Genomic DNA, 21,934 nt, shown 5'->3' on the forward strand with positions numbered 1-21,934 from the left:
AAGCCCGCCACGACCGGGGCCAGGAGGAGTGAGTCGTGAACGAGTGGGCGATGCTCGCCGTCGGGGTGGTGTTGACGGTCGGCACCGGACTGTTCGTGGCGTCCGAGTTCGCGCTGGTCGGACTCGATCGACACGACCTCGAGCGCCGGAGGGACGACGGCGAGAAGCGCCTCGGTCTGGTGATCGGGGCGCTGAAGATCACCTCGACACACCTGTCCAGCGCCCAGCTGGGGATCACGCTGACCACCCTGTTGACCGGGTACACGTTCGAGCCGGCGGTCAGCTCCCTGCTCGAGAGCCCGTTGTCCGGGCTCGGCATGTCCGATGCAGCGGTCCAGACGACCGGTGCCCTGGTCGGTGTCGTGCTCGCGACGGTGTTCTCGATGGTGATCGGTGAGCTGGTCCCGAAGAACTTCGCCCTGGCGGTGCCGCGACAGACCGCGAAGGCGGTCGTGCCGTTCCAGGTCGCGTTCACCGCGGTGTTCAAGCCGTTGGTGGTGGCCCTCAACGAGACGGCGAACACGATCATCCGGTCCCTGGGCATCGAGCCCAAGGAGGAGCTCTCCAGCGCCCGTTCCGCCGACGAGCTGACCTACCTGGTCCGGCACTCGGCTCGGGCCGGGGCGCTCGACCAGCATGATGCGACGCTGCTGGACCGCACGTTGCGGTTCGCGGCCCTCGACGCGGCAGACGTGATGACACCGCGTGTCCAGATGACCAGTGTCAGCGTCACGGCGACGGCCGCCGACGTCGTCGCGACCTCGCTGGCCAGCGGCCACTCCCGGATGCCCGTCGTCGAGGACGGGCCCGACGACGTGGTCGGCGTCGTGCACGTCAAGCAGGCGTGGGCGGTGTCGCCGGAGCGGCGGCACGGCACGGTCGCCGGTGACCTGATGAGCGCTCCGGCCCGGGTGCCGGAGTCGATGAAGGCGAACGCCCTGCTCTCGCTGCTACGGGCCGAGGGCCTCCAGCTCGCGGTGGTCAGCGACGAGCACGGCGGCACCGCCGGCATCGTCACGCTGGAGGACCTGGTCGAGGAGATCGTCGGCGAGCTCGAGGACGAGTTCGACCGCGCCCGTCCCGACGTCCAGCGGCGTGGCCGCTCCGTCGTCTTCGACGCCTCGCTTCGGCCCGACGAGCTGCTCGAGCGGGCCGGCGTGTCGGTACCTCACTCCGAGGAGTGGGACACCGTCGCCGGCTACGTGCTGCACCGGCTCGAACGGCTGCCGGAGCTCGGCGACGAGACGGACCTGGAGACCGGGACGTTGCGTGTCGACCGCGTCGACGGCGCCCGTATCGTGCGGCTCCGCTACATCCCGCTGACGGAGGACGCCCGATGAGCGACTACCTGCCCGGTCTCGTCTCGCTGGTCGTGCTGCTGGCCGGGAACGCGTTCTTCGTGGGCGCCGAGTTCGCCGTCATCTCCGCGCGCCGCTCCCAGATCGAGCCGCGCGCGGCGGAGGGGAGCCGCGCGGCGAAGTCGACGCTGTACGCGATGGAGCACGCGACCCTCATGCTGGCCACCAGCCAGCTCGGCATCACGGTCTGCTCCCTGCTCATCCTCACCGTCTCCGAGCCGGCCATCCACCACCTGCTCGAACACCCGCTCGGCGCCACGCCCCTGACGCCGGATGCGATCGGCGTCGTCGCCTTTATCGTCGCCCTGGTGCTCGTGACCTACCTGCATGTCGTGTTCGGCGAGATGGTGCCGAAGAACACCGCGTTCTCGGTGCCGGAGCGGGCCGCGCTGCTCCTCGCACCGCCGCTGGTGCTGGTCTCGCGGATCTTCCGGCCGATCATCTGGGCGCTCAACTGGGTCGCCAACGGCGTCGTACGCCTGTGCGGCGTGCAGCCGAAGGACGAGGCGACCAGCACCTTCACGCTCGAGGAGGTCGCCGGCATCGTCCAGCGCTCCCAGCGCGAAGGGGTCCTGGCCGACACCGCCGGCACCTTGGCGGGCGCGTTCGAGTTCACCACCAAGCGCGTCGCCGAGGAGGAGGTGCCCCTGGGCGAGGTGGTCCTGCTCCCGTACGGCGTGACGCCGGCGCAGGTGCACCAGGCGGTCGTCGAGCACGGGTACTCCCGCTACGTCGTCCAGGACAGGAGCGGCGAGCCGAGCGGCTACCTGCACGTCAAGGACGTGATGGACCTCGACACCGCCTTCGACACCGCGATCCCGGCCAAGCGGATCAGGCGCCTGGTCTCGGTCCAGCGCGATGCCGAGCTCGAGGACGCCATGCGGCGCCTGCGCCAGCTGGGCACCCACGTGGCCCGCACCGTCGACGAGGACGGTGCCACCACCGGCCTGCTCTTCCTCGAGGACGTCCTCGAGGTCCTGGTCGGAGAGGTGGACGACGCCACGACGCGCCGCTGAGCCCGGTGACGGAGCCGGCGACGCTCCGCTGGACGACGGCCCGGAAGACATCGAGCCCCTGACCTGCTGTTGCAGGTCAGGGGCTCGACTCGTTGGGGTGAGTAACGGGACTCGAACCCGCGACATCCGCCACCACAAGGCGGCGCTCTACCAGCTGAGCTATACCCACCATCACGGTCCTGTCGGACCGAGCAGAAAGTGTAGGGGACTCAGTCGTCGTTCGCTGAATCGGGTTCGTCGGTGGCCGCCGCGGGCGGCTCGGGATCTCCGGTGAGCCCGGTGAGCGCACCTCCGTGCTTGAGGGCGATGGCCCGGGCGACGTCGCTCTCGGGGCCGGGCGACGGGACGAAGACGGCCTCGCGGTAGTAGCGGAGCTCCTCGATGCTCTCCTGGATGTCGGCCAGGGCGCGGTGGTTGCCGCGCTTCGGCGGCGCCTGGAAGTAGGCCCGCGGGAACCAGCGGCGCGAGAGCTCCTTGATCGAGGAAACGTCCACGATCCGGTAGTGGAGGAACGTCTCGAGGGTCGGCATGTCGCGGGCGAGGAAGGCCCGGTCGGTCGCGACCGTGTTGCCGGCGAGCGGGGGACGGCTGCCGTCGGGGCAGTGCTCCTTGATGTAGGCGAGCACTCGCTCCTCGGCCTCGTCGAGGGTGATGCCGGAGTCGAGCTCGCGGGTCAGCCCCGACTTCTCGTGCATCTCCTTGACGAAGTCGTTCATCTGGTCGAGCGCCTCGGCCGGTGGCTTGATGATGAGATCGACGCCGTCGCCGAGCACGTTGAGGTCGAAGTCGGTCACCAGGGCGGCGACCTCGATCAGCGCGTCGGCCCCGAGATCCAGGCCGGTCATCTCACAGTCGATCCAGACAAGTCTTTCGTTCACGAAGGGCACCCTACGCCGCAATCGGTGAGCACTCTCAGCCGTCGTTCAGCCGCCCGCTCTAGGGTCAGGGGCGTGAAGGAGTGGTGGGGCCTGCTTGCCCGGGTGGTGGCGGGCGGGGTGTGGATCGTCGCCGGCGCCATCAAGCTGCCCGACCCCGCGCAGAGCGTCGCGGCCGTCCGGGCCTACGACCTGCTGCCCGCCTCGATCGTCCCGACGGTCGGCCAGCTGCTGCCGGTGGTCGAGATCGTCGTGGGCGTCTGCCTGGTCGTCGGCCTCCTGACCCGCGGGGCCGCCGTGGTCTCCGCGCTTCTCTTCCTCGCGTTCGTCATCGGCATCGCCTCGGTGTGGGCCCGGGGGATCAGCATCGACTGCGGCTGCTTCGGCGGCGGCGGTGCTGACCCCGACGCGGCGTCCAGCTACCCCTGGGAGATCGCCCGCGACGTCGCCCTGCTCGTCGCGTCTGTCTTTGCCGCCTGGCTGCCGTCGACGAAGCTGGCCCTGGACAACCTGCTGTTCCGCCGTACCACCGTCGCCGAAGGAATCTGATGTCGAAGAAGAACCGGGAGACCGACCGCGCCGCGCGCGCTGCCGCCGCGATGGCCGAGCAGCACCGCCAGGAAGCCCGCCGCCGCAACGTGATGGTCGGCGGGGTCGTGCTCGCGATCCTGGTCGTGGTCGCGGTCGGCTATTTCATCTCGAGAAGCCTCGACACCACGACCGACGTGTCGGCGCCCGCGGCCGGCAGCGAGTTCGGGCTGACCATCGGGCCGGACGACGCCCCGCACGAGGTGATCATCTACGAGGACTTCCTCTGCCCGTTCTGCGGAGAGCTCGAAGCGGCCTCGCGGGACGACCTCTCCCAGCTCGCCGCCGACGGCAAGGTCCAGGTCGAGTACCGGCCGTTCGACCTGCTCACCCAGGCCGGTGACTACTCCGCCCGCTCGGCCGGTGCGTTCTCGATCGTGCTCGACAAGGCCGGTGCGGACGTCGCCAAGAAGTTCCACGACCTGCTCTACGAGAACCAGCCCAGCGAGGCCGGCCCATTCCCCGACAACGCCGCGTTGGTCGACCTCGCCGTCCAGGCCGGAGCGACGGAGGCGGACGTCAAGGGACCGATCGAGGACGAGGACGGCGCCGGCTGGGCCGACCGGGCGACGAAGGCGGCCGACGAGGCCGGGGTGTCGGGTACGCCGACGGTGCTCCTCGACGGCAAGGTCTTCACCGACTACAGCAACATGCAGGACCTCGCCTCCAACCTGGTCGAGCAGCTGCAGTAGCCCACGACGCTGCCCGCGGCCGCCGGTTGGTGCTTCGTCCACGTCCGCTGACAGACTCCGTCGGATGAGCACCCTGTCCGGCTTCATCGCCCGTCTGCCCAAGGCCGAGCTGCACGTCCACCACGTCGGCTCGGCGTCGCCGCGGATCGTCGCGGAGCTCGCGGAGCGGCACCCGGGCACGGTGCCGAGCGACCCCGACGCGTTGCGGGCGTTCTTCGAGTTCCGCGACTTCGCGCACTTCATCGAGGTCTACCTCGCGGTCGTCGACCTGATCCGCACCCCGGAGGACATCCGCTACCTGACCTACGAGGTCGCCCGCGAGATGGCGACCGGCCAGGGTCTCCGCTACGCCGAGCTCACGTGCACGCCGTACACCTCGGTGCGCCCCGACGAGCCCGGCAAGGGCATGCCGATCGAGGCCTACACGGACGCGATCGAGGACGCGCGGGTCGCTGCCGAGCGCGACTTCGGGCTGGTGCTGCGCTGGATCTACGACATCCCCGGCGAGTCCGGTGTCCCGGCGGCCGACGCGACCCTCGACTACGCGCTGCACCACCGCACCGACGCGCTGGTCGGCTTCGGGCTCGGTGGACCGGAGATCGGTGTGCCGCGGCCGCAGTTCCAGCCGCACTTCGACGCGGCCCGGGCCGCCGGGCTGCACAGCGTCCCGCATGCCGGCGAGACCACGGGTCCGGAGACGGTCTGGCACGCTCTGCGCCTCCTCGGTGCGGAGCGGATCGGCCACGGCACGTCGTCGGCGCAGGACCCCGAGCTGCTCGCCCACCTGGCCGCGACCGGCGTCCCGCTCGAGGTCTGCCCGTCGTCCAACATCGCCACCCGGGCCGTCGCCACGCTCGACGAGCACCCGATCCGCGCGTTCCGCGACGCCGGCGTGACGATCACGGTCAACTCCGACGACCCGCCGATGTTCGGCACCACCCTCAACCGGGAGTACGAGATCGCGGCCGACCTCCTCGGCCTCGACGAGACCGGGGTCGCCGACCTGGCGCGGACCGCCGTGCGTGCGTCCTTCGCCGATGACGACCTGAAGGCGCGGGTGCTCGGCGAGATCGACGAGTACGCCGCCACACCCTGATCCGGAAATGATTCAGGCCCCGCAAAACTCATACTTTTGCGGGGCCACCACCTTTGTATCCCGCGCGCGGCCTTGAACCGTGCATTGGCGCGCGTGTCGACTGCCTCACATCGGGTAACGGTCCAAACCGGACCCCGGCCGGCGAGCGGGGCATAGGGTAGTGGCATGCCAGGCGCTGCACCGATCCGCATCGCGATCGTCAACGACTATGAGATCGTCGTGGCCGGGGTGGCGGCCATGCTCGCGCCCCACCACGAGCGGGTGGAGATCGTCGAGCTCGACTCCGGCCTCCCCGTGCTCAGCGAGGTCGACGTGATCCTCTACGACACGTTCGGCCAGGTGCAGGGCGACGCGGTCGACCTCGAGGACCTGCTCCACGGCAGCTCCGCCAAGGTGGCCATCTTCAGCTGGAACCTCCAGACGGACCTCGTGCAGAAGGCGATCGACCGCGGCGCGTCCGGCTACCTGTCGAAGGGGCTGTCGGCCGACGGGGTGATCGCCGCGATCGAGGCCATGCACGCCGGCGAGACCGTCGTACCGCGGGAGTCGGCCGAGTCCGTCGGACACGATGCCTCCGGCGAGTGGCCCGGCCGCGAAGCCGGCCTCACCGCTCGGGAGGCGGAGGTCCTCGCGCTCATCACCCAGGGCCTGAGCAATCAGGAGATCGCCCTCCAGACGTACCTGTCCATCAACTCGGTGAAGACCTACATCCGCACGGCGTACCGCAAGATCGGCGTCTCGCGGCGCTCGCAGGCGGTCGCCTGGGGCATGCGGCACGGCTTCGAGCCCGACCGGATGCGCAGCGTCGCCCCGGCCCAGGGCCGCTCCTAGCCGGACGCCTCAGAGGCGCTCGCCGGCCTCGACCCGGGACTCGATGGTGTTGCCAGCATCGAGCACGAGCCCGGCCAGGAGCCGGCGCCGGACGGGTTCCCGAGCCGCGCCGCGATGGAGATGATGGCGACGTCGCTCGGGTACGACGTCACCAGGTCCGACGGGGGGATCGTCCCGGAGGACCAGCGCGACGGGATCCTCCCCTACTACCGCCCGGAGCCCTCGCACGGGAAGCGCCGCGCCACCTGCGCGCTGCGGAACCGGGTCGCTGCCTGACGGACCGGCTCTGGGCGCCCCCGGCAGGACTCGAACCTGCGACCTAGAGATTAGAAGGCTCTTGCTCTATCCAGCTGAGCTACAGGGGCTGGGCGCGACCATTGTGACGCACGACGATCCCGGTCAGCGGTGCTGGTGGTCGGTCAGTCAGTCCTCGTCCGGTGACGCGAACACCAAGATGTCATCGGCGGACGGCACGAAGTAGTAGCCGCCGGTGAGCGCGGTCGTGTAGCGGGTCAGCGCGTCGCGCACGCCGTTCGTCAGGCCGGCCATGCTGTCGAGCATCGTGGCGAGCGGCCCCTGCTCGGCGCTGAACCCGACGAACATCGTGCCGTGCTCGGTGACGCGGCCGTACGGCGTGTTGCGCCGGAAGATCTGGCCGAACTCCTCCTGGTCCGTGCGGGCCACGTGGGAGCTCTCCGGCTTGTCGTCGAGCTCGACGCTGCCGGCCTTGGTGCGGCCGATGACCCGCTCCTGCTGCTCCTGGCCCAACGCCGTCCAGGCCGGCGCGTCGTGCACCCACTTCTGGAGCAGCAGCACCGAGCCGCCGGCGCCGGGGGAGCCGGCAGGCACGAGCACCTCCTGCGGCGCCACCAGGAGCGAGTGGTTCTCGGTGCCGTCGACGAAGCCGGTGAGGTCCAGGTCGCGGTGGTAGGACCAGCTCACGGTCTCCTCGACCAGCACGGCGACGTCCGCGAGGGCCGCGATCATGCCGATCGCGGCGTCGAAGACCACGTCGTAGGACCCTCCGGCGATCCACAGCACCAGGTCGCGCTGGGTGGCGGGCATCGTGAACCCCTCGATGCCCACGACGTCGTCGTCGAAGCCGTGCACGGCGACGGGCGAGCGGTCCGGCGCGGCAGCGCGCCACACCTCGGGGCGGAACCCGGCGACCAGGTTCACGCCGCCCATCGTCGTGCGCGGCTCGGAGAGGTCGGCGACCGCTGCCACCAGCGCCGAGGCGGTGGCGGGCTCGCGCCGGTCGAGCTCGAGGTAGGTGTGCGCCAGGTTGCCCAGGGCGAAGATTCCGGTCTGCGGGACGGCCATGCCCCAGTTTCCCGCACAACGGCTCCTGCGGAGGCCTGCGGATCAGCAACGGCACCTGGGACGGGGATCACGGTCGCGGAGCGGATCCAGTACGGCCGCTCACGGCACGTCGTACGCCTGGAGCTGCCCGACCTGGTTGATCGCGCGGCCGTCGGAGGTGAGGCTCATCGACCCGATCGAGATGCTGGGCGCGATGCCGTACTCCGGCCGCGCGCGGGTCCGGGGCCCGGTGGTCTGCCAGAGGTCGCCGCCGGGACCGGGGGCGCCGGCGATACGGCGGGCATCGAAGTCGATCCGGTCGTCGTAGACCTTCGCGACCAGATAGCTCGCGTTGCCCGTGTAGAGCAGCCCGCCGGCCGAGATCTGCGTGACCCCGTCGGCCTGTCGCATGGTCGTGTCGTGGACCTCGCCGTTGAGGTAGACGTCGACGCCGTAGCGCGCCATCGTCCGCCAGAGAGCGGAGCGCCGGCCGCCCTCGATGTGGCCGCCGGAGGTGGACCGCTCGCGGACCGGCATCAGGATCGGGTTGTGGCCCTGGACGATCACCCAGGGCACCCCGTCGGCACGCGCCTGCCGCAGCGTCTGCCGCAGCCACCGCAGCTGGTCGCCCACCACCTCGAGGTGCACGTCTGCGTCGCGGCGGTTGAACTCGTCGAGGCTCACCAGCAGCACGTCGGGCGTCAGGTGCACGGCGTACGCCGTGTCCGCCCACACCGTGCCGACGGGCCGGTCGGCGAACCGCGGCTTCCCGGACGGCGTGTGCGTGAAGTAGCGGCCGAACATCTGCCTGAAGAGGCCGATCTGGCTGCGCTTGAAGCGCGTGGCCGGCGTGCTGTTGTCCCAGTCGTTGTCGCCGATGTCGTGGTCGCCGAGCGCGGCGTAGAGGGGGAGGTCGCGGATGTCGAACCGGTGCTTGTACGTCGAGTAGTAGAAGTTCGCGGCCCGACGGATCGCCTGCTGCTTCTCGCGGCGGGTGCGGACCGGCCCGAAGATCCCGGTGTGGTCCTTGTCGCGGCCCCAGTGGCCCTCGACCAGGTCCCCCGGCACCAGGACCGAGTCGGGGTCGACGGCCTTGATCTCGTCCAGGAAGCGGGTGATGCCCTGCTGGAGCTGCGGGGTCCACGAGTTCGGGTCGCCGGGGCGCCACGTCGGCAGGGTCCGCACGTCGCCGACGTCCTGGTTCAGGAAGTCGGGGGCGGCGACGAACTCGTAGTCGGGCGGCTGGTCGGCGACGGTCGGCAACGGCCATGCGTCGAGCAGCCGCGGCGACGGGTCCTCGGCCGCCCGCTCGCTCGCGACCTGCGCCGGGGTGTAGTCGCCGCAGGCGCCGGCCACCAGGGCGACGGCGAGGGTCGCCACGACGGCCCGCCACCAGGGCAGGTGTCGTCGGTGGGTGGTGGAGGAGATGGGGAAGGCCTTCCGTCGGGCGAGGTGCGTCGTGCACCCCTACCCAGAATCAGACGAGCGGCAACCCCGCGGGGTTGCGTGGGTGCCGATCAGCGGCGGTGCTCAGCCATCCACGCCTCGACGTCCGTCGAGGTGCGCGGCAGCGCGGCGGAGAGGTTCCGGGAGCCGTCGGCGGTGACCAGGATGTCGTCCTCGATCCGGATACCGATGCCACGCAGCTCCTCGGGGACGAGCAGGTCGTCCTCCTGGAAGTAGAGGCCGGGCTCGACGGTCAGCACCATGCCCTCGGCCAGCTCGCCCTTGGCGTAGGCCTCCGGCGCGGCCTGGCCGCAGTCGTGCACGTCCATGCCGAGCATGTGGCTGGTCCCGTGCAGCGTCCAGCGGGAGTAGACCTTGCTGTCCGGGTCGAGCGCCTCCTCGACGGAGACGGGCAGCAGCCCGAGGTCGCCCAGCCCGTGGGCCAGCACCTCCATCGCCGCCTCGTGGGTGGCCGCGAACGGGACGCCCGGGCGGACGGCGGCGATGCCCGCCTCCTGGGCGTGGAAGACCAGGTCGTAGAGCTCGCGCTGGAGGTCGGTGAAGCGACCGTCGACCGGGATCGTGCGGGTGACGTCGGCGGTGTAGAGGGCGCGGTTCTCGACCCCCATGTCGAGCAGCACCAGCTCGCCGGGGGTGATCGGCCCGGAGTTCTCGATCCAGTGCAGCGTCGTCGCGTGCGAGCCGCCGCCGACGATCGAGTCGTAGCCGATGTCGTTGCCCATCGCGCGAGCCCGACGGAAGAACGTGCCCTCGATCCAGCGCTCGCCGTACGTCAACACGTCGTCCCAGTCGCGGACGGCGTCCTCGAAGCCGAGCGTGGTGATGTCGCACGCCTCCTGCAGCTGGGCGATCTCCCAGTCGTCCTTGACCAGGCGCATCTCGGAGACGACCCGGGCGAACTCGCTGTCGCGGGCGTCGTCACCCACCACCGACCCGTCGACCGGGATCGACACCCCGCGCAGCACCCGGGTCTTGCCGGTGCCCTGCAGGGCCGCGGTGAGCCCGTCGATGTGCTGCACCTCGAGACCGAGGGAGTCCGACATCTCCTTGAGGGACGGGCGCCGGCCGGCCCACAGCTCGCCGTACTGCCGGTCGCGGAAGAACTCGTCGGTGTCGCGCGACGAGCGCGGACGCGCGTAGAGGACCGCCTCGCCGTCGGCCATCACCAGCACCGCGTCGCTCGTCTGGTTGCCGGAGAAGTAGGTGTGAGCGGTGTCGGGGCGGAAGCGGTAGTCGGTGTCGTAGGACCGCACCTTGTAGCCGCCCGCGGGGAGCACCAGCCGCTCGCCCGGGAACGCCTCGGCCAGCCGGGCCCGGCGGCGCGCCGCCGGCTCGGCGACCGCCGCGACGGGGAGATCCAGCTCGCGGTCACCCCAGCCCTCACGCATGAAGGCGGCCCACGCAGCCGGGACCTTGGGGTCGTGGGACTCGGTCTTCAGCTCGCTCTGCTCGCTCATCCGAGCCATGGTACGCCGGGGCGCGGGGTCGACCGACCTGCCCCGATAGGCTTCGCCCCATGCCCGGAGCCCGCCGCGACAGCGTCGCCTTCACGGTCGTGGTGACCGTGTTGGTGTCTCTCGGCGCGCTCGCGATCCTGGCCGTGCTGGCCTTCTCAGGCGCCCCGAAGACGCTGCTCCTCGCCACCGTGCTCGCCGCGCTGCCGGTCGGCCCGCTCGTCGGTTGCTACCTCTGGCTCGACCGCTACGAGCCCGAGCCGCGCAGCCTGCTCGCCGCCGGTCTGCTCTGGGGCTGCTTCGTCGCCACCGCAGCGGCGCTGGTCCTCCAGGGCGTCGGCGGCTTCGTGCTCACGTTCACCGACCGGCAGAGCCTGGAGTTCGTGGCGCCGGTGACCGAGGAGGCGTGCAAGGGGCTCTTCCTCATCCTGCTGCTCTGGTGGCGGCGCGGCGAGCTCGACGGCGTGCTCGACGGCATCGTCTACGCCGGGATGGTCGGCATCGGCTTCGCCTTCACCGAGAACATCCTCTACCTCGCGGCGGCCTACAACGGCACCGACGGCTCGGGCCCCGGCGGCACCGAGGCGCTCACCGCCACGTTCGTGGTGCGCTGCGTGATCAGCCCCTTCGCCCACCCCCTCTTCACGACATTCATCGGCATCGGCGTCGGCATCGCGGTCAACGCCCGCAGCACACCGGCCCGGATCGTGTGGCCTCTCGGCGGCTACGCCACCGCGGTCACCACGCACGCGATCTGGAACACCTCGACGGTCTACGGCTTCGACACCTTCGGCCTCGTCTACGTCGTGCTGATCCTGCCGGCGCTCATCGGCGTCGTCGGCCTGGCCATGTGGTCGCGGAGCTCGGAGCGCCACATGCTCGTCTCCGCGCTGACCGACGCAGCCGAACGCGGCCTGGTGCCGGCCACCGACATCGGCTGGGTCGTCGACCTCCGGGCTCGGCGCCGCAGCCGCGCCTATGCCCGCGAGGTCGGCGGCAAGCCGGCCGAGCGCGCGATGCGCGACTACCAGCAGGCGACGATCGAGCTCGGCTTCCTGCACCACCGGTTCCTGCGCGGCACCCCGCCGCCGGACTACGCGACCCGCGGCCAGCAGTTCCTCCAGCGGATCGACCAGCTCCGGCCGTCGATCGCCTTCCCCGGACAGGTGGTACCCACCCGATGACCGTCTCCCGCGACCACAACACCCGGATGCTCACCGCGCTGGTGCAGCTCCGCGGTGCGCTCCAGGAGGCCCGGCTGCCGCTGGACGTCCCCGGGGTCGAGGAGCGTCGTACGGTCTTGCGGCAGATGGTCGACCAGCTCGAGGACTACGTCATCCCGCGACAGATGAGCCTCGAGGCGCCGCTGCTCGCCGTCGTCGGTGGCTCGACCGGCTCCGGCAAGTCGACGCTGGTCAACTCCCTGGTCGGCCGGCGGGTGACGGCCTCGGGGCTGCTGCGGCCGACGACCCGGTCGCCGGTGCTGGTGCACCACCCCGACGACGCCGAGTGGTTCGGCCAGGACCGGCTCCTGCCCGACCTGAAGCGGGTCGACCACTCCACCGACGACCCGGACTCCCTCCAGCTGGTGGCGTCCGACACCGTCCCGGCGGGTCTCGCGATCCTCGACGCCCCGGACGTCGACTCGGTGGAGGAGCGCAACCGGACGTTGGCCGCACAGCTGCTCGCGGCGGCGGACCTCTGGCTCTTCGTGACCTCGGCCGCCCGCTACTCGGACCAGGTGCCGTGGGAGTACCTCAAGCGCGCCGCGGAGCGCTCGACGTCCGTCGCGATCGTGCTCGACCGCACCCCGGCCGACGCCGTCCAGACGGTGGCCGCGCACCTCGCGCGGCTGCTGGCCAGCCGCGGGCTGAAGGACTCCCCGCTCTTCACCGTCAACGAGGCGCCGGTCTCGGAGGAGGGCCTGCTCGCCCCCACCGAGGTCGCCGACATCCGGGCCTGGCTGGTCTCGCTCGCCGAGGACAGCGACGCCCGGGGCGAGGTCGTCAAGCAGACGCTCGACGGCACCATCCGCACCCTGGCTCGCCAGACCCACACGGTCGCCGACGCCGCCGCGGAGCAGCTGCGCGCGGTCGCGTCGCTGCGAGAGGCCGTCGACACGACGTACGACGAAGCGGCCGCGAGGCTGGTCGCCGAGACCGGCGACGGGACGCTGCTGCGCGGCGACATCCTGGTGCGCTGGCAGGACTTCGTCGGGACCGGTGAGCTGCTCCGGTCGCTCGACGCGAAGGTCGGGCGGCTGCGTGAGCGCGTCGTCAACGCCGTCAAGGGCACGCCCCAGCAGGCCGAGCGCGTCTCCGCCGCCGTCGAGTCCGGGCTGGAGCTGCTGGTGCTCGAGCACGCGGAGTCGGCGACGGCTCGGGCCCGCGCCGCATGGGAGTCACCGGACACCGGCGCACCGTTGACCGCCGACGACGGGCTGGAGCGCGCGTCGCGCGACCTGCGCCGCCGCACGGAGGCGGAGGTCCGCGCCTGGCAGGCCGAGATCCTCGAGCTGGTCCGCACCGAGGGCGCCGACAAGCGCACCAGCGCCCGCTACCTGGCGTACGGCGTGCACGGGCTGACCGCCGCGCTGAGCGTGGTCGTGCTGGGCCGCAACGCCACCAGCCACGCGGCCGCCCTGGGGCGCACGCTTCTCGACGCGGTGTTCGGGGCGCCGGCGCTGGAGCGCCTCGTCGACCGCGCCGGTCACAGCCTCGAACGCCGGGTCTCGGGCCTCCTCGAGACCGAGCGCCGCCGCTACCTCGACCTGCTCGCCGGACTCGACATCCCGGCCACGGCGCCCGAGCAGCTGCGGGCCGCCTCGCGCCGTGTCGACGACCGTCGGTTCGAGCAGGCGAGGTCAGGATCGGCGCCGCAGGAGTGAGCCTCTAGGGTGGAGGCTGCACTGTTCACTGCACCACCACCGTCCTCCGGACGGGGTCGAGGGAGAAGATGACGTCCTTGCTCGAGGGGGCCAAGCAGCTGGTCACCCGTGGTACCGACATCGGTGCCCGCATCGACGGCCTCGACACGGCCGCCCGGGCAGCTCGTGGCCGGCTCGACGACTCGCTCGTCGACGAGGCCCAGGACCTGGTCGACCGCGCGGCCGGCCGGCTGCGCCTCTCGGCCAGCCACACGGTGGTCGCCATCGCGGGTGCGACCGGCTCGGGCAAGTCCTCGACGTTCAACGCCCTGACCGGCCTCGAGCTCTCCGCGGTCGGGGTGCGCCGTCCGACGACCTCGTGGGCGTCGGCCTGCGTGTGGGGTCGCGACGGCGCCGACGAGCTCCTCGAGTGGCTGGGCATCCCGCCGCGCCACCAGACGACCCGCGACTCGATGCTCGACACCGGGCGCCGCGAGAGCGCCTCCGAGCTGGACGGCGTCGTGCTGCTCGACCTCCCCGACCACGACTCGACCGAGGTCTCCCACCACCTCGAGGTGGACCGGCTGGTCGCTCTCGCCGACCTACTGGTGTGGGTGCTCGACCCGCAGAAGTACGCCGACGCGGCGATCCACGACCGCTACCTCGCGCCGTCCGCCGAGCACCAGGACGTCATGCTCGTGGTGCTCAACCAGATCGACACCGTGCCCGAGGAGCGTCGCCAGTCGATGCTCGACGACATCCGGCGACTGCTCGACGCCGACGGTCTCGACCGGGTCCCGGTGCTCGCCGTGAGCGCGCGGGAGGGCACCGGCATCGCCGAGCTCAAGTCCGAGATCGCCCGCCGGGCCGCCGACAAGCTCGCCACGAGCGCGCGCGTCGACGCCGACGTGAAGGCGGTCGCCGGCCGGATCTCCGCTGCCTCCGGCAGCGCGCCGACCCGCGCGCTGTCGGCCGAGCGGGTCCGGGCCCTCGACGACGCGTTCGCCGAAGCGGCCGGCGTACCCACCGTCGTGGAGGCCGTGGAGCGGTCCACCCGGATGTCGGTCGGGCGGGCGACCGGCTGGCCGGTGGCCAGCGTGGTCTCCGGGGTCAAGCCGGACCCGGTCAAGCGCCTCCAGCTCGACCTCGGCGCCGACGGTCGCGAGCTGTCCGGTCGAGCCCGGACCGCGCTGCCGGAGGCGACCCAGGTGCAGCGCGCCCGGGTCGACGCCGAGGTGCGGGCCCTGGCCGACGACGTCTCCAACGGGCTCACCCAGCCCTGGGTCAGCGCCGTACGCCGGGCGTCGACGTCGCGACTCGACGAGCTCGGCGACCGCCTCGACGCCGCGCTCGCGGCGACGCACCTGGGTGGGTCCCGGCTGCCGGTCTGGGCTGGGGCGGTGCGCGTGCTCCAGTGGCTGCTCGTCGTCGCGACGGTCGCCGGGTTGGGCTGGACGGGCGTGCTGGCCGGCTCGGGCAAGCTGCAGGACGGGGACACGGTGCGCGTCGGCGGCGTCGCGCTCGGCCTGATCCTGCTCGTCGGGGGGCTGGTCCTGGGCATCGCGATCGACCTGGTGTGCCGCGTGGTCGCGGGCGGCACGGCCCGGCGCCGGGCCACCGACGCGGACGATCGGCTGCGCGCGTCGGTCTCCGGGGTGTCGCAGGAGCTCGTGGTCGCCCCGGTCGAGACCGAGCTGACGGCGTACACGACCGTGCGCTCGGGCGTCGACCGCGCGCTCAGCTGAGCCCCTTTCTCGTCCACAGGACCCGCTTCTCGCGCCGGCTTCCACAGCCGGCCCGGCGCCCGCCCCTGGTCGTCGGTGGCGACGCGTTGTCTCGATCTGTCCACACGGATCGAGACAAGGAGCTCCGATGAACGAAACGACCGTCACCCTCCAGGGCTGGCTCGGCAGCGACGTGACCGTTCGCCAGGCCGGCGACGTGCCCGTCGCGGCCTTCCGGGTCGCCGCCACGCCGCGCCGCTACAGCCGCAAGACCGGGTCGTGGGAGGACTCCCCGACGCAGTGGTACTCCGTCAGCGCCTGGCGGGGACTGGCCGACAACTGCGCCGGGTCGCTGCGCCGGGGTGACCCGGTCGTGGTGCACGGCCGGCTCACCGTGTCGGTCTGGCTGAACGCCCAGGGCATCGAGGTGACGTCCTTCGAGGTCGACGCCACGATGGTCGGCCACGACCTGAGCCGGGGCACCAGCCGGTTCACCCGGACGCCGAAGCCGCAGCCTGTCGACGAGACGACCGACACCGACCGGTCGGAGGAGGTCGCCGCGTGAGCTTCAGCCGGCCGGCGGGGTCCAGTCGAGCCAGGTCGGGTCGGAGAGGATCGTGCGCAGCTGCGCGAAGCTCAGCGGGGGAGCGGTGGCCGCGACGGTCGAGCCTTCGCCCCACTTGTCGTCAGCACTGTTGGAGCCGGCGATGTAGAGCAGACCCTCGTCAGGCCCGACCAGGGTGACCTCCCGGACGATCACGCCGTCGGTGTCGAAGCGGTTGGTCCGGCCGATGGTGTTCCCGTCCGCGTCGCGCAGCTCGGTGCACGCGGTGGCGGCCGGCTCCGGGCAGGTGGTGTGGTCGTCGATGAATGCGCCGTGGTCGTCGGCCGGCGGGTAGAGCACGAGGTTGAGCCCACCCACGGTGTCTCCGTCCTCGTCGACGAGGTCGGTCGCGAACCAACCACCCCCCGGCTCCTCGCCGGGTGCGAGCTCCTCGTCGCCGAGGTTCTCGTCGGTGGTCGTCATGCCGTCGGGCAGGAGGTCTGCCACGCGGTGCAGCATCACGGCCCCGGGCATGTCCCACCGGCCCGGGGGCGGCTCGGCGAACGTCGGCTGCGGGTTCCCGGGATCGGTGGCGACGGTGCCCTCGTCGGCCTGGCTGCCCGCCAGCGCGGGCAGCACGACCACGGAGACCGTGGCCAGCAGCGCCACCCCGCCGAGGATGGCTCCGGCGCGGCGCCGACGTCGTACGGCGCGGCCGCGTTGCAGCGACCCCGCGCGCAGGCGCTCGGTCGGCGTGGGCAGGTCGTCCAGCGACCGCACCATCAGGTCGTGCAGTCCGGTGCTGAGATCGGGGTCGGTCATCGGGCGCTCCCGTTCGGGTGGGGGGTGGTGTCGGTGAGCAGGGTGCGCAGCGACCTGAGCGCGCGCAGGCTGCGGTTCTTGACGGCGGCCTCGCTGAGGTCGAGGTCGGCGGCGGTCTGGGCGACGCTGCGGTCCTCCCAGAAGCGGAGCACCACGACCGCCCGGTCGACCGGCGCCAGCTCGGCGAGCGCGGCCAGGAGGGCGACGCGGTCGGCCGGGTCGGCGTCGCGGGTAGCCCGGTCGGTCGGCTCGGCGACGGGGAGCTCGGAGCTGCTGCGCCGGCGACGCTCGGAGAGGAAGGTCTTGATCAGCACGCCGTGCACGTAGGCGACCGGGTCGCCGGCGCCGCTGACCCGCCACCACGAGGCGTACGCCTTGGCGAGCGCCGACTGCACGAGGTCCTCGGCGGCGTGCGGCGAGGTCGTCAGGAGGTAGGCGCTGCGGTAGAGCTGGGCCGACCGGGCGGCCACGAACTCCTCGAACTCATCGTCCATCCGTGGCGAGCGACGCACCTGGACCTCCACCCGTTCGACGTTCCGCGGGCCCCGGCGGGGCCTGTCACCCTACAGACGCCGCGACCCCCGATCGGGTCTCATCGCTCGTGTCCAACTAGGCTCGGGGACCATGGCTGAGTATGTGTTCACCCTGCGCAATGTGCGTAAGGCCCATGGCGACAAGGTCGTCCTCGAGAACGTCACCCTCTCGTTCCTCCCCGACGCGAAGATCGGCGTCGTCGGGCCCAACGGCACCGGCAAGTCGTCCCTGCTCAAGATCATGGCCGGGCTCGACAAGCCCAACAACGGCGAAGCGCTGCTGAGCCCGGGCGCGACGGTCGGGATGCTGCAGCAGGAGCCGCCCCTGACGGAGGGCAAGACCGTCCTCGAGAACGTCGAGGAGGCCGTGTCCGAGATCAAGGACAAGATGGCCAGGCTCGACGCGCTCTACATGGCCATGGGTGACCCGGACGCCGACCTCGACAAGCTCAACGAGGAGGCCGGCAACCTCCAGAGCGAGCTCGACGCCGCCAACGTGTGGGACCTCGACAGCCGTCTCGAGCAGGCGATGGACGCGCTGCGCTGCCCGCCGCCGGACGCCATCGTCGACAACCTCTCCGGTGGTGAGCGCCGGCGCGTCGCGCTGTGCAAGCTGCTGCTCCAGCAGCCGGACCTGCTGCTCCTCGACGAGCCCACCAACCACCTCGACGCCGAGTCCGTGCAGTGGCTGGAGAACCACCTGAAGGACTACCCGGGCGCCGTCTTGGCCGTCACCCACGACCGGTACTTCCTCGACAACGTCGCGACCTGGATCCTCGAGCTCGACCGCGGTCAGGCCCACCCCTACGAGGGCAACTACACGACGTACCTCGAGACCAAGCAGTCCCGGCTCAAGATCGAGGGCCAGAAGGACGCCAAGCGCGCCAAGATGCTGGAGAAGGAGCTCGAGTGGGTCCGCTCCAACGCCAAGGCACGGCAGACCAAGAGCCGCTCCCGGCTCGCGCGCTACGAGGAGATGGCGGCCGAGGCCGACCGGATGCGCAAGATCGACACCTCCGAGATCAACATCCCGGCGGGCCCGCGCCTCGGTGACATCGTGCTCGAGGCCCGAGGCCTGGCCAAGGGGTTCGAGGACCGCACCCTGATGCACGACCTGACGTTCACGCTGCCCCGCGCGGGGATCGTCGGCGTGATCGGGCCCAACGGCGTCGGCAAGACCACGCTCTTCCGGATGATCACCGGCAGCGAGCAGCCCGACGAGGGTGAGCTCAAGGTCGGCACGACCGTGAAGCTGTCGTACGTCGACCAGAGCCGCGGTGGCATCGACCCCAACAAGAACGTCTGGGAGGTCGTCTCCGACGGGCTCGACTTCATCAAGGTCGCGAACTTCGAGATGAACTCGCGCGCGTACGTCGCGTCGTTCGGCTTCAAGGGACCCGACCAGCAGAAGAAGGCCGGCGTGCTCTCCGGCGGAGAGCGCAACCGTCTCAACCTGGCGCTCACCCTCAAGATGGGCGGCAACGTGTTGCTGCTCGACGAGCCCACCAACGACCTCGACGTCGAGACCCTGTCCTCGCTCGAGGACGCCATCCTCGACTTCCCGGGCTGCGCCGTCGTCACCTCGCACGACCGGTGGTTCCTCGACCGGGTCGCCACGCACATCCTCGCGTGGGAGGGCGACGACGAGGACCCCGCCAAGTGGTTCTGGTTCGAGGGCAACTTCGCGTCCTACGAGGAGAACAAGATCGAGCGGCTCGGTCTCGAGGCGGCCCGCCCGCACCGGGTCACCCACCGCCGCCTCACCAGGGACTGACGGACCGTCGGGTGAGGAGGTTGCGCTAGCAACCGTCTCGAAACCCCCGCAGCGCTACCGGCTTCGGCGACCCCAGCCGTCGCCGGCCGCAACCACCTACGATCTCCGCATCTCCATCTCGGGGTGGTCGGCGACCAGGTTGTCGGAGACGGCGTCCATGACGCGGCCCAGCGCCGCGAAGTCCTCGGGACTGACCAGGTCGACCAGGTGGCTGCGGACGCCGCTCACATGGATGTCGGCCATCCGCACCAGGAGGTCGTGACCCTTGGACGTCATGGTCGCGACGACCCCGCGGCCGTCCTCCGGCGAGCTCCCGCGGACGACGTAGCCGGCGCGTTCCATCCGGGCGATCGTGTGGGTCACCCGGCTGCGGCTGTGGGCCAGCGCGTCGGCGAGCTGGGCCATCCGCATCTGCCGGTTCTCCCGCTCGGAGAGGCGGACCAGGATCTCGTACTCCACCAGCGACAGGTCGCACGCCTGGTGCAGGTCGTCGTCGAGTCGGTCGAGGAGCAGGGTCATCCCCATCAGCAGCGCTCGCCAGGAGCGCTGCTCGTCTTCGGTCAGCCAGGTCGTGCCCCCGTTGTCCGTCATCCGGGCAGTGTAAGCAGACGGTGCGGACGCCGGGTTCGCGTGACTGTGAAGACAGCCGGTCTCGACACGCCGGTCTCGGCTTCGTGTCTCAGTCGCGCGGCTTGCTCGACCATCATCAGCGGATCTCGCGGTCGCTTCGCTCGCGCTAGATCCGCTCGAGGATCAGGGCCATGCCCTGCCCGCCGCCGACGCACATCGTGATCAGGCCGGTCGACTTGTCGTGCCAGTCGAGCGAGTTCAGCATCGTGTTCTGGAGCCGGGCGCCGGTCATGCCGAACGGGTGGCCGACGGCGATCGCGCCGCCGTTCACGTTGAGCCGGTCGAGGTCGATGCCGAGGTCCTGGTAGGACGGCACCACCTGTGCCGAGAAGGCCTCGTTGATCTCGACCAGGTCGATGTCGCCGATGCTCATCTTCGCGTGGGCGAGCGCCCGCTTGGTCGCCTCGACCGGGCCGAGGCCCATGATCTCGGGGGACAGGCCGCTGACGCCGGTGGAGACGATCCGGGCGAGCGGGGTGAGGCCCAGCTCGGCGGCCTTCGTGTCGGACATGATGATGACCGCGGCCGCGCCGTCGTTGAGGCCGCAGCAGTTGCCGGCCGTGACCACGCCGTCGGGCCGGAAGACCGGCTTGAGGTCCTTGATGCCGTCGTAGGTGACGCCGGCGCGCGGGCCGTCGTCCTTGCTGACCACGGTGCCGTCAGGCGTGGTGACCGGCGTGATCTCGCGTGCCCAGAAGCCGTCGTTGATCGCCTTCTCGGCCAGGTTCTGCGAGCGGACCCCGAACTCGTCGAGCTCCTGGCGGCTGAGGCCGCGCAGCTTCGCGACGTTCTCGGCCGTCTGGCCCATGGCGATGTAGACGTCGGGGAGCAGGCCGTCCTCACGCGGGTCGTGCCAGTCCTGCCCGCCCTCGGCAGCCTTGGCGGTGCGCGCCTTGGCCTCGTCGAACGTGTGGTTCTGGGTGTCGGGCCAGTGGTCCGAGGTGCCCTTGGCGAAGCGCGACACGGTCTCGACCCCGGCCGAGATGAAGACGTCGCCCTCGCCGGCCTTGATCGCGTGGAAGGCCATCCGGGTGGTCTGCACCGACGACGAGCAGTAGCGGGTGATGGTGGCGCCGGGGACGTCGTCCAGGCCGTTGAGCACGTTCACGACCCGCGCCATGTTGTTGCCGGACTCGCCGCCCGGCAGGCCGCACCCGAGGTAGTGGTCGTCGATCGTGTGGGGGTCGAGCTCCGGGATCTTGTCCAGGGCGGCCTGCACGATGAACGCGGTCAGGTCATCGGGCCGCAGCTCGGTGAGCGACCCCTTGTTCGCGCGACCGATGGGGGTGCGTGCGGCGGAAACGATGACTGCCTCGGGCATGGGTTCTCCGTTCGGATGGGGGTTGCTGCGCTCGCCACACTAGACCGTGTTCTAGTACGTCGGACCGAGGCGTTCGTCACGCTCCCGGGGCGCCGGCGAGGCCGTTGCTGAGCAGCTGGAGCGAGCGGCTCAGGAAGTCCGCGCGCTCGGCGGCCGGCTTCAGCAGCGCGGCCAACAGGACGCCGTCGTAGGACGCGACGAGCGCCTCCGCCCTCTCCGAGCTGTGCTCCTTGCCGGTGGCCGCCATGATCCCCTCGACCAGGCCGATGAGGCGGGCCCGGTGGTCGGCCAGGATCGCGCAGAGATCGGCGTCGCGGGTGGCCGCCATCGTCAGCTCCAGCCGGGCGACCAGCAGCTCGCGCTGGTCCAGCCAGTGCAGGAACAGGTCGAGGGCCGCCCGCACGCCTTCGCCGTCGTCGTCCACGTCGCAGGCGAGGATCCGGTCGGCGAGCCGGTCGACGTCCGCCAGCAGGGCGCTGGCGACGTACTCGGTCAGCGCCCCCTGGAGGGCCTGGCGGGTGCGGAGGTAGGCCGAGCAGCTGCCCTCGGGCAGACCCGCTCGTCGGTCGACCGCCCGGTGGGTCAGCCCGCGGAGCCCGTGGTCGGCGATCACGTGCAGGGCCGCGTCGAGGAGCTGGCGGCGCCGCGGGCTGAGGGCGGGCGCCTCGACCGTGGCGGCGGCGGTCTCGCGGGCGGGCATGGACACCTCTCGACGGGCTGTGACCGGAGACACTACCGCGCGTCGTTGCCTGCCTCCGGGCGCGGCAGTACCTTCTACAGAAGCAGGAGTCTACATCTGTAGAAAGGAACCGTGATGACCGTCATCACCCCGCTCGGTTCGTTCATGATCATCGCCTTCATCGTGCTCGGCGTGGTGACGTCGGCCGCCTCGCTGGCCGTCCTCACCGAGTTCGTCACGAGCAACCGCAGGGTCCGCCTGGCCCGCCACCAGTCCGTCGGCACGTACTACCGCGGGCTCGCCCACCTGCACTGACGTCCGTCCATCCGCCCGGTGCCGCCCGGGCGAGCGGATCTCTGGCA

General features: G+C 71.3%; 22 protein-coding genes and 2 tRNA genes. 13 read left to right on the forward strand and 11 right to left on the reverse strand.

The features are described 5' to 3' along the window. The first annotated feature begins 35 nt into the window (after positions 1 to 35). Both PD653B2_RS22455 and PD653B2_RS22460 read left to right on the forward strand, forming a co-directional pair. Positions 36 to 1,340 carry a hemolysin family protein gene (locus tag PD653B2_RS22455; RefSeq protein ID WP_085874651.1) on the forward strand — a complete coding sequence of 435 codons (1,305 nt, stop codon included), beginning with the start codon at positions 36 to 38 and terminating at the stop codon, positions 1,338 to 1,340. Beyond that, positions 1,337 to 2,374: a hemolysin family protein gene (locus PD653B2_RS22460; RefSeq protein ID WP_085874652.1), complete on the forward strand. Its 1,038-nt coding sequence runs from the start codon at positions 1,337 to 1,339 to the stop codon at positions 2,372 to 2,374. Before PD653B2_RS22455 ends, PD653B2_RS22460 begins: the two co-directional genes overlap by 4 nt. A gap of 93 nt (positions 2,375 to 2,467) precedes the next feature. Here PD653B2_RS22460 and PD653B2_RS22465 read toward each other — a convergent pair. Beyond that, a tRNA-His gene (locus tag PD653B2_RS22465) sits at positions 2,468 to 2,543 on the reverse strand. Positions 2,544 to 2,583: 40 nt separating this feature from the next. Then, the gene (orn, locus tag PD653B2_RS22470) at positions 2,584 to 3,252 is read right to left on the reverse strand and encodes an oligoribonuclease (protein ID WP_085874689.1); all 669 of its coding nucleotides are present in this window, start codon (positions 3,250 to 3,252) and stop codon (positions 2,584 to 2,586) included. 72 nt (positions 3,253 to 3,324) lie between these two features. Here orn and PD653B2_RS22475 point away from each other — a divergent pair, with 72 nt between their 5' ends. From PD653B2_RS22475 to PD653B2_RS25225, 5 genes are all read left to right on the forward strand, one after another. Next, positions 3,325 to 3,798: a MauE/DoxX family redox-associated membrane protein gene (locus PD653B2_RS22475; protein ID WP_085874653.1), complete on the forward strand. Its 474-nt coding sequence runs from the start codon at positions 3,325 to 3,327 to the stop codon at positions 3,796 to 3,798. Beyond that, a complete protein-coding gene (locus tag PD653B2_RS22480) occupies positions 3,798 to 4,529 on the forward strand; it encodes a DsbA family protein (protein ID WP_085874654.1) in 732 nt (243 codons plus the stop codon). Before PD653B2_RS22475 ends, PD653B2_RS22480 begins: the two co-directional genes overlap by 1 nt. A 64-nt stretch (positions 4,530 to 4,593) precedes the next feature. Then, positions 4,594 to 5,625 (forward strand): adenosine deaminase, encoded by a 1,032-nt coding sequence (locus PD653B2_RS22485; RefSeq protein WP_085874655.1) that lies wholly within the window; start codon positions 4,594 to 4,596, stop codon positions 5,623 to 5,625. Between the two features lie 165 nt (positions 5,626 to 5,790). Further along, complete coding sequence (locus PD653B2_RS22490; RefSeq protein ID WP_085874656.1) at positions 5,791 to 6,456, forward strand: response regulator transcription factor; 666 nt, start codon at positions 5,791 to 5,793, stop codon at positions 6,454 to 6,456. A gap of 114 nt (positions 6,457 to 6,570) precedes the next feature. Then, positions 6,571 to 6,732 carry a hypothetical protein gene (locus PD653B2_RS25225; protein ID WP_165763584.1) on the forward strand — a complete coding sequence of 54 codons (162 nt, stop codon included), beginning with the start codon at positions 6,571 to 6,573 and terminating at the stop codon, positions 6,730 to 6,732. 15 nt (positions 6,733 to 6,747) lie between these two features. Here PD653B2_RS25225 and PD653B2_RS22495 read toward each other — a convergent pair. From PD653B2_RS22495 to PD653B2_RS22510, 4 genes are all read right to left on the reverse strand, one after another. Next, a tRNA-Arg gene (locus tag PD653B2_RS22495) sits at positions 6,748 to 6,821 on the reverse strand. A gap of 58 nt (positions 6,822 to 6,879) precedes the next feature. Beyond that, positions 6,880 to 7,779, reverse strand: a complete 900-nt coding sequence (locus PD653B2_RS22500; protein ID WP_085874657.1) for a Dyp-type peroxidase — start codon at positions 7,777 to 7,779, stop codon at positions 6,880 to 6,882. Between the two features lie 99 nt (positions 7,780 to 7,878). Further along, positions 7,879 to 9,138: a metallophosphoesterase family protein gene (locus tag PD653B2_RS22505; protein WP_165763585.1), complete on the reverse strand. Its 1,260-nt coding sequence runs from the start codon at positions 9,136 to 9,138 to the stop codon at positions 7,879 to 7,881. 137 nt (positions 9,139 to 9,275) lie between these two features. Further along, complete coding sequence (locus tag PD653B2_RS22510; protein WP_085874659.1) at positions 9,276 to 10,682, reverse strand: aminopeptidase P family protein; 1,407 nt, start codon at positions 10,680 to 10,682, stop codon at positions 9,276 to 9,278. Positions 10,683 to 10,741: 59 nt separating this feature from the next. On the opposite strand from PD653B2_RS22510, the gene PD653B2_RS22515 reads away from it, so the two are divergent. From PD653B2_RS22515 to PD653B2_RS22530, 4 genes are all read left to right on the forward strand, one after another. Then, positions 10,742 to 11,863, forward strand: a complete 1,122-nt coding sequence (locus PD653B2_RS22515) for a PrsW family intramembrane metalloprotease (RefSeq protein ID WP_085874660.1) — start codon at positions 10,742 to 10,744, stop codon at positions 11,861 to 11,863. Then, positions 11,860 to 13,566, forward strand: coding sequence for a dynamin family protein (locus PD653B2_RS22520; RefSeq protein WP_085874661.1), 1,707 nt, complete (start codon positions 11,860 to 11,862; stop codon positions 13,564 to 13,566). Before PD653B2_RS22515 ends, PD653B2_RS22520 begins: the two co-directional genes overlap by 4 nt. Positions 13,567 to 13,634: 68 nt before the next feature. Next, entirely contained in the window at positions 13,635 to 15,290 is a 1,656-nt protein-coding gene (locus tag PD653B2_RS22525; RefSeq protein WP_085874662.1) for a GTPase, read from the forward strand. A gap of 127 nt (positions 15,291 to 15,417) precedes the next feature. Further along, on the forward strand, positions 15,418 to 15,834 hold the full coding sequence (locus PD653B2_RS22530) for a single-stranded DNA-binding protein (protein ID WP_085874663.1): 417 nt from the start codon (positions 15,418 to 15,420) through the stop codon (positions 15,832 to 15,834). Between the two features lie 3 nt (positions 15,835 to 15,837). Here PD653B2_RS22530 and PD653B2_RS22535 read toward each other — a convergent pair whose 3' ends face one another. Together PD653B2_RS22535 and PD653B2_RS22540 are read right to left on the reverse strand one after the other, a co-directional pair. Further along, the gene (locus tag PD653B2_RS22535) at positions 15,838 to 16,635 is read right to left on the reverse strand and encodes a hypothetical protein (RefSeq protein ID WP_085874664.1); all 798 of its coding nucleotides are present in this window, start codon (positions 16,633 to 16,635) and stop codon (positions 15,838 to 15,840) included. After that, positions 16,632 to 17,129, reverse strand: a complete 498-nt coding sequence (locus PD653B2_RS22540; RefSeq protein ID WP_085874665.1) for a SigE family RNA polymerase sigma factor — start codon at positions 17,127 to 17,129, stop codon at positions 16,632 to 16,634. The genes PD653B2_RS22535 and PD653B2_RS22540 overlap by 4 nt, the downstream gene beginning before the upstream one ends. A gap of 130 nt (positions 17,130 to 17,259) precedes the next feature. Between PD653B2_RS22540 and ettA the strand changes: the two genes are divergently transcribed. After that, complete coding sequence (ettA, locus tag PD653B2_RS22545; protein WP_085874666.1) at positions 17,260 to 18,942, forward strand: energy-dependent translational throttle protein EttA; 1,683 nt, start codon at positions 17,260 to 17,262, stop codon at positions 18,940 to 18,942. Positions 18,943 to 19,038: 96 nt separating this feature from the next. Here ettA and PD653B2_RS22550 read toward each other — a convergent pair whose 3' ends face one another. From PD653B2_RS22550 to PD653B2_RS22560, 3 genes are all read right to left on the reverse strand, one after another. Then, the gene (locus PD653B2_RS22550) at positions 19,039 to 19,533 is read right to left on the reverse strand and encodes a MarR family winged helix-turn-helix transcriptional regulator (protein WP_085874667.1); all 495 of its coding nucleotides are present in this window, start codon (positions 19,531 to 19,533) and stop codon (positions 19,039 to 19,041) included. 145 nt (positions 19,534 to 19,678) lie between these two features. Beyond that, complete coding sequence (locus PD653B2_RS22555) at positions 19,679 to 20,893, reverse strand: acetyl-CoA C-acetyltransferase (protein WP_085874668.1); 1,215 nt, start codon at positions 20,891 to 20,893, stop codon at positions 19,679 to 19,681. A gap of 76 nt (positions 20,894 to 20,969) precedes the next feature. After that, positions 20,970 to 21,593: a TetR/AcrR family transcriptional regulator gene (locus tag PD653B2_RS22560; RefSeq protein WP_085874669.1), complete on the reverse strand. Its 624-nt coding sequence runs from the start codon at positions 21,591 to 21,593 to the stop codon at positions 20,970 to 20,972. Positions 21,594 to 21,707: 114 nt separating this feature from the next. Here PD653B2_RS22560 and PD653B2_RS22565 point away from each other — a divergent pair, with 114 nt between their 5' ends. After that, the gene (locus PD653B2_RS22565; RefSeq protein WP_085874670.1) at positions 21,708 to 21,887 is read left to right on the forward strand and encodes a hypothetical protein; all 180 of its coding nucleotides are present in this window, start codon (positions 21,708 to 21,710) and stop codon (positions 21,885 to 21,887) included. The last annotated feature ends 47 nt before the right edge of the window (positions 21,888 to 21,934 follow it).

It is taken from the genome of Nocardioides sp. PD653-B2, from assembly GCF_002117935.1.
Lineage (GTDB): Bacteria > Actinomycetota > Actinomycetes > Propionibacteriales > Nocardioidaceae > Nocardioides.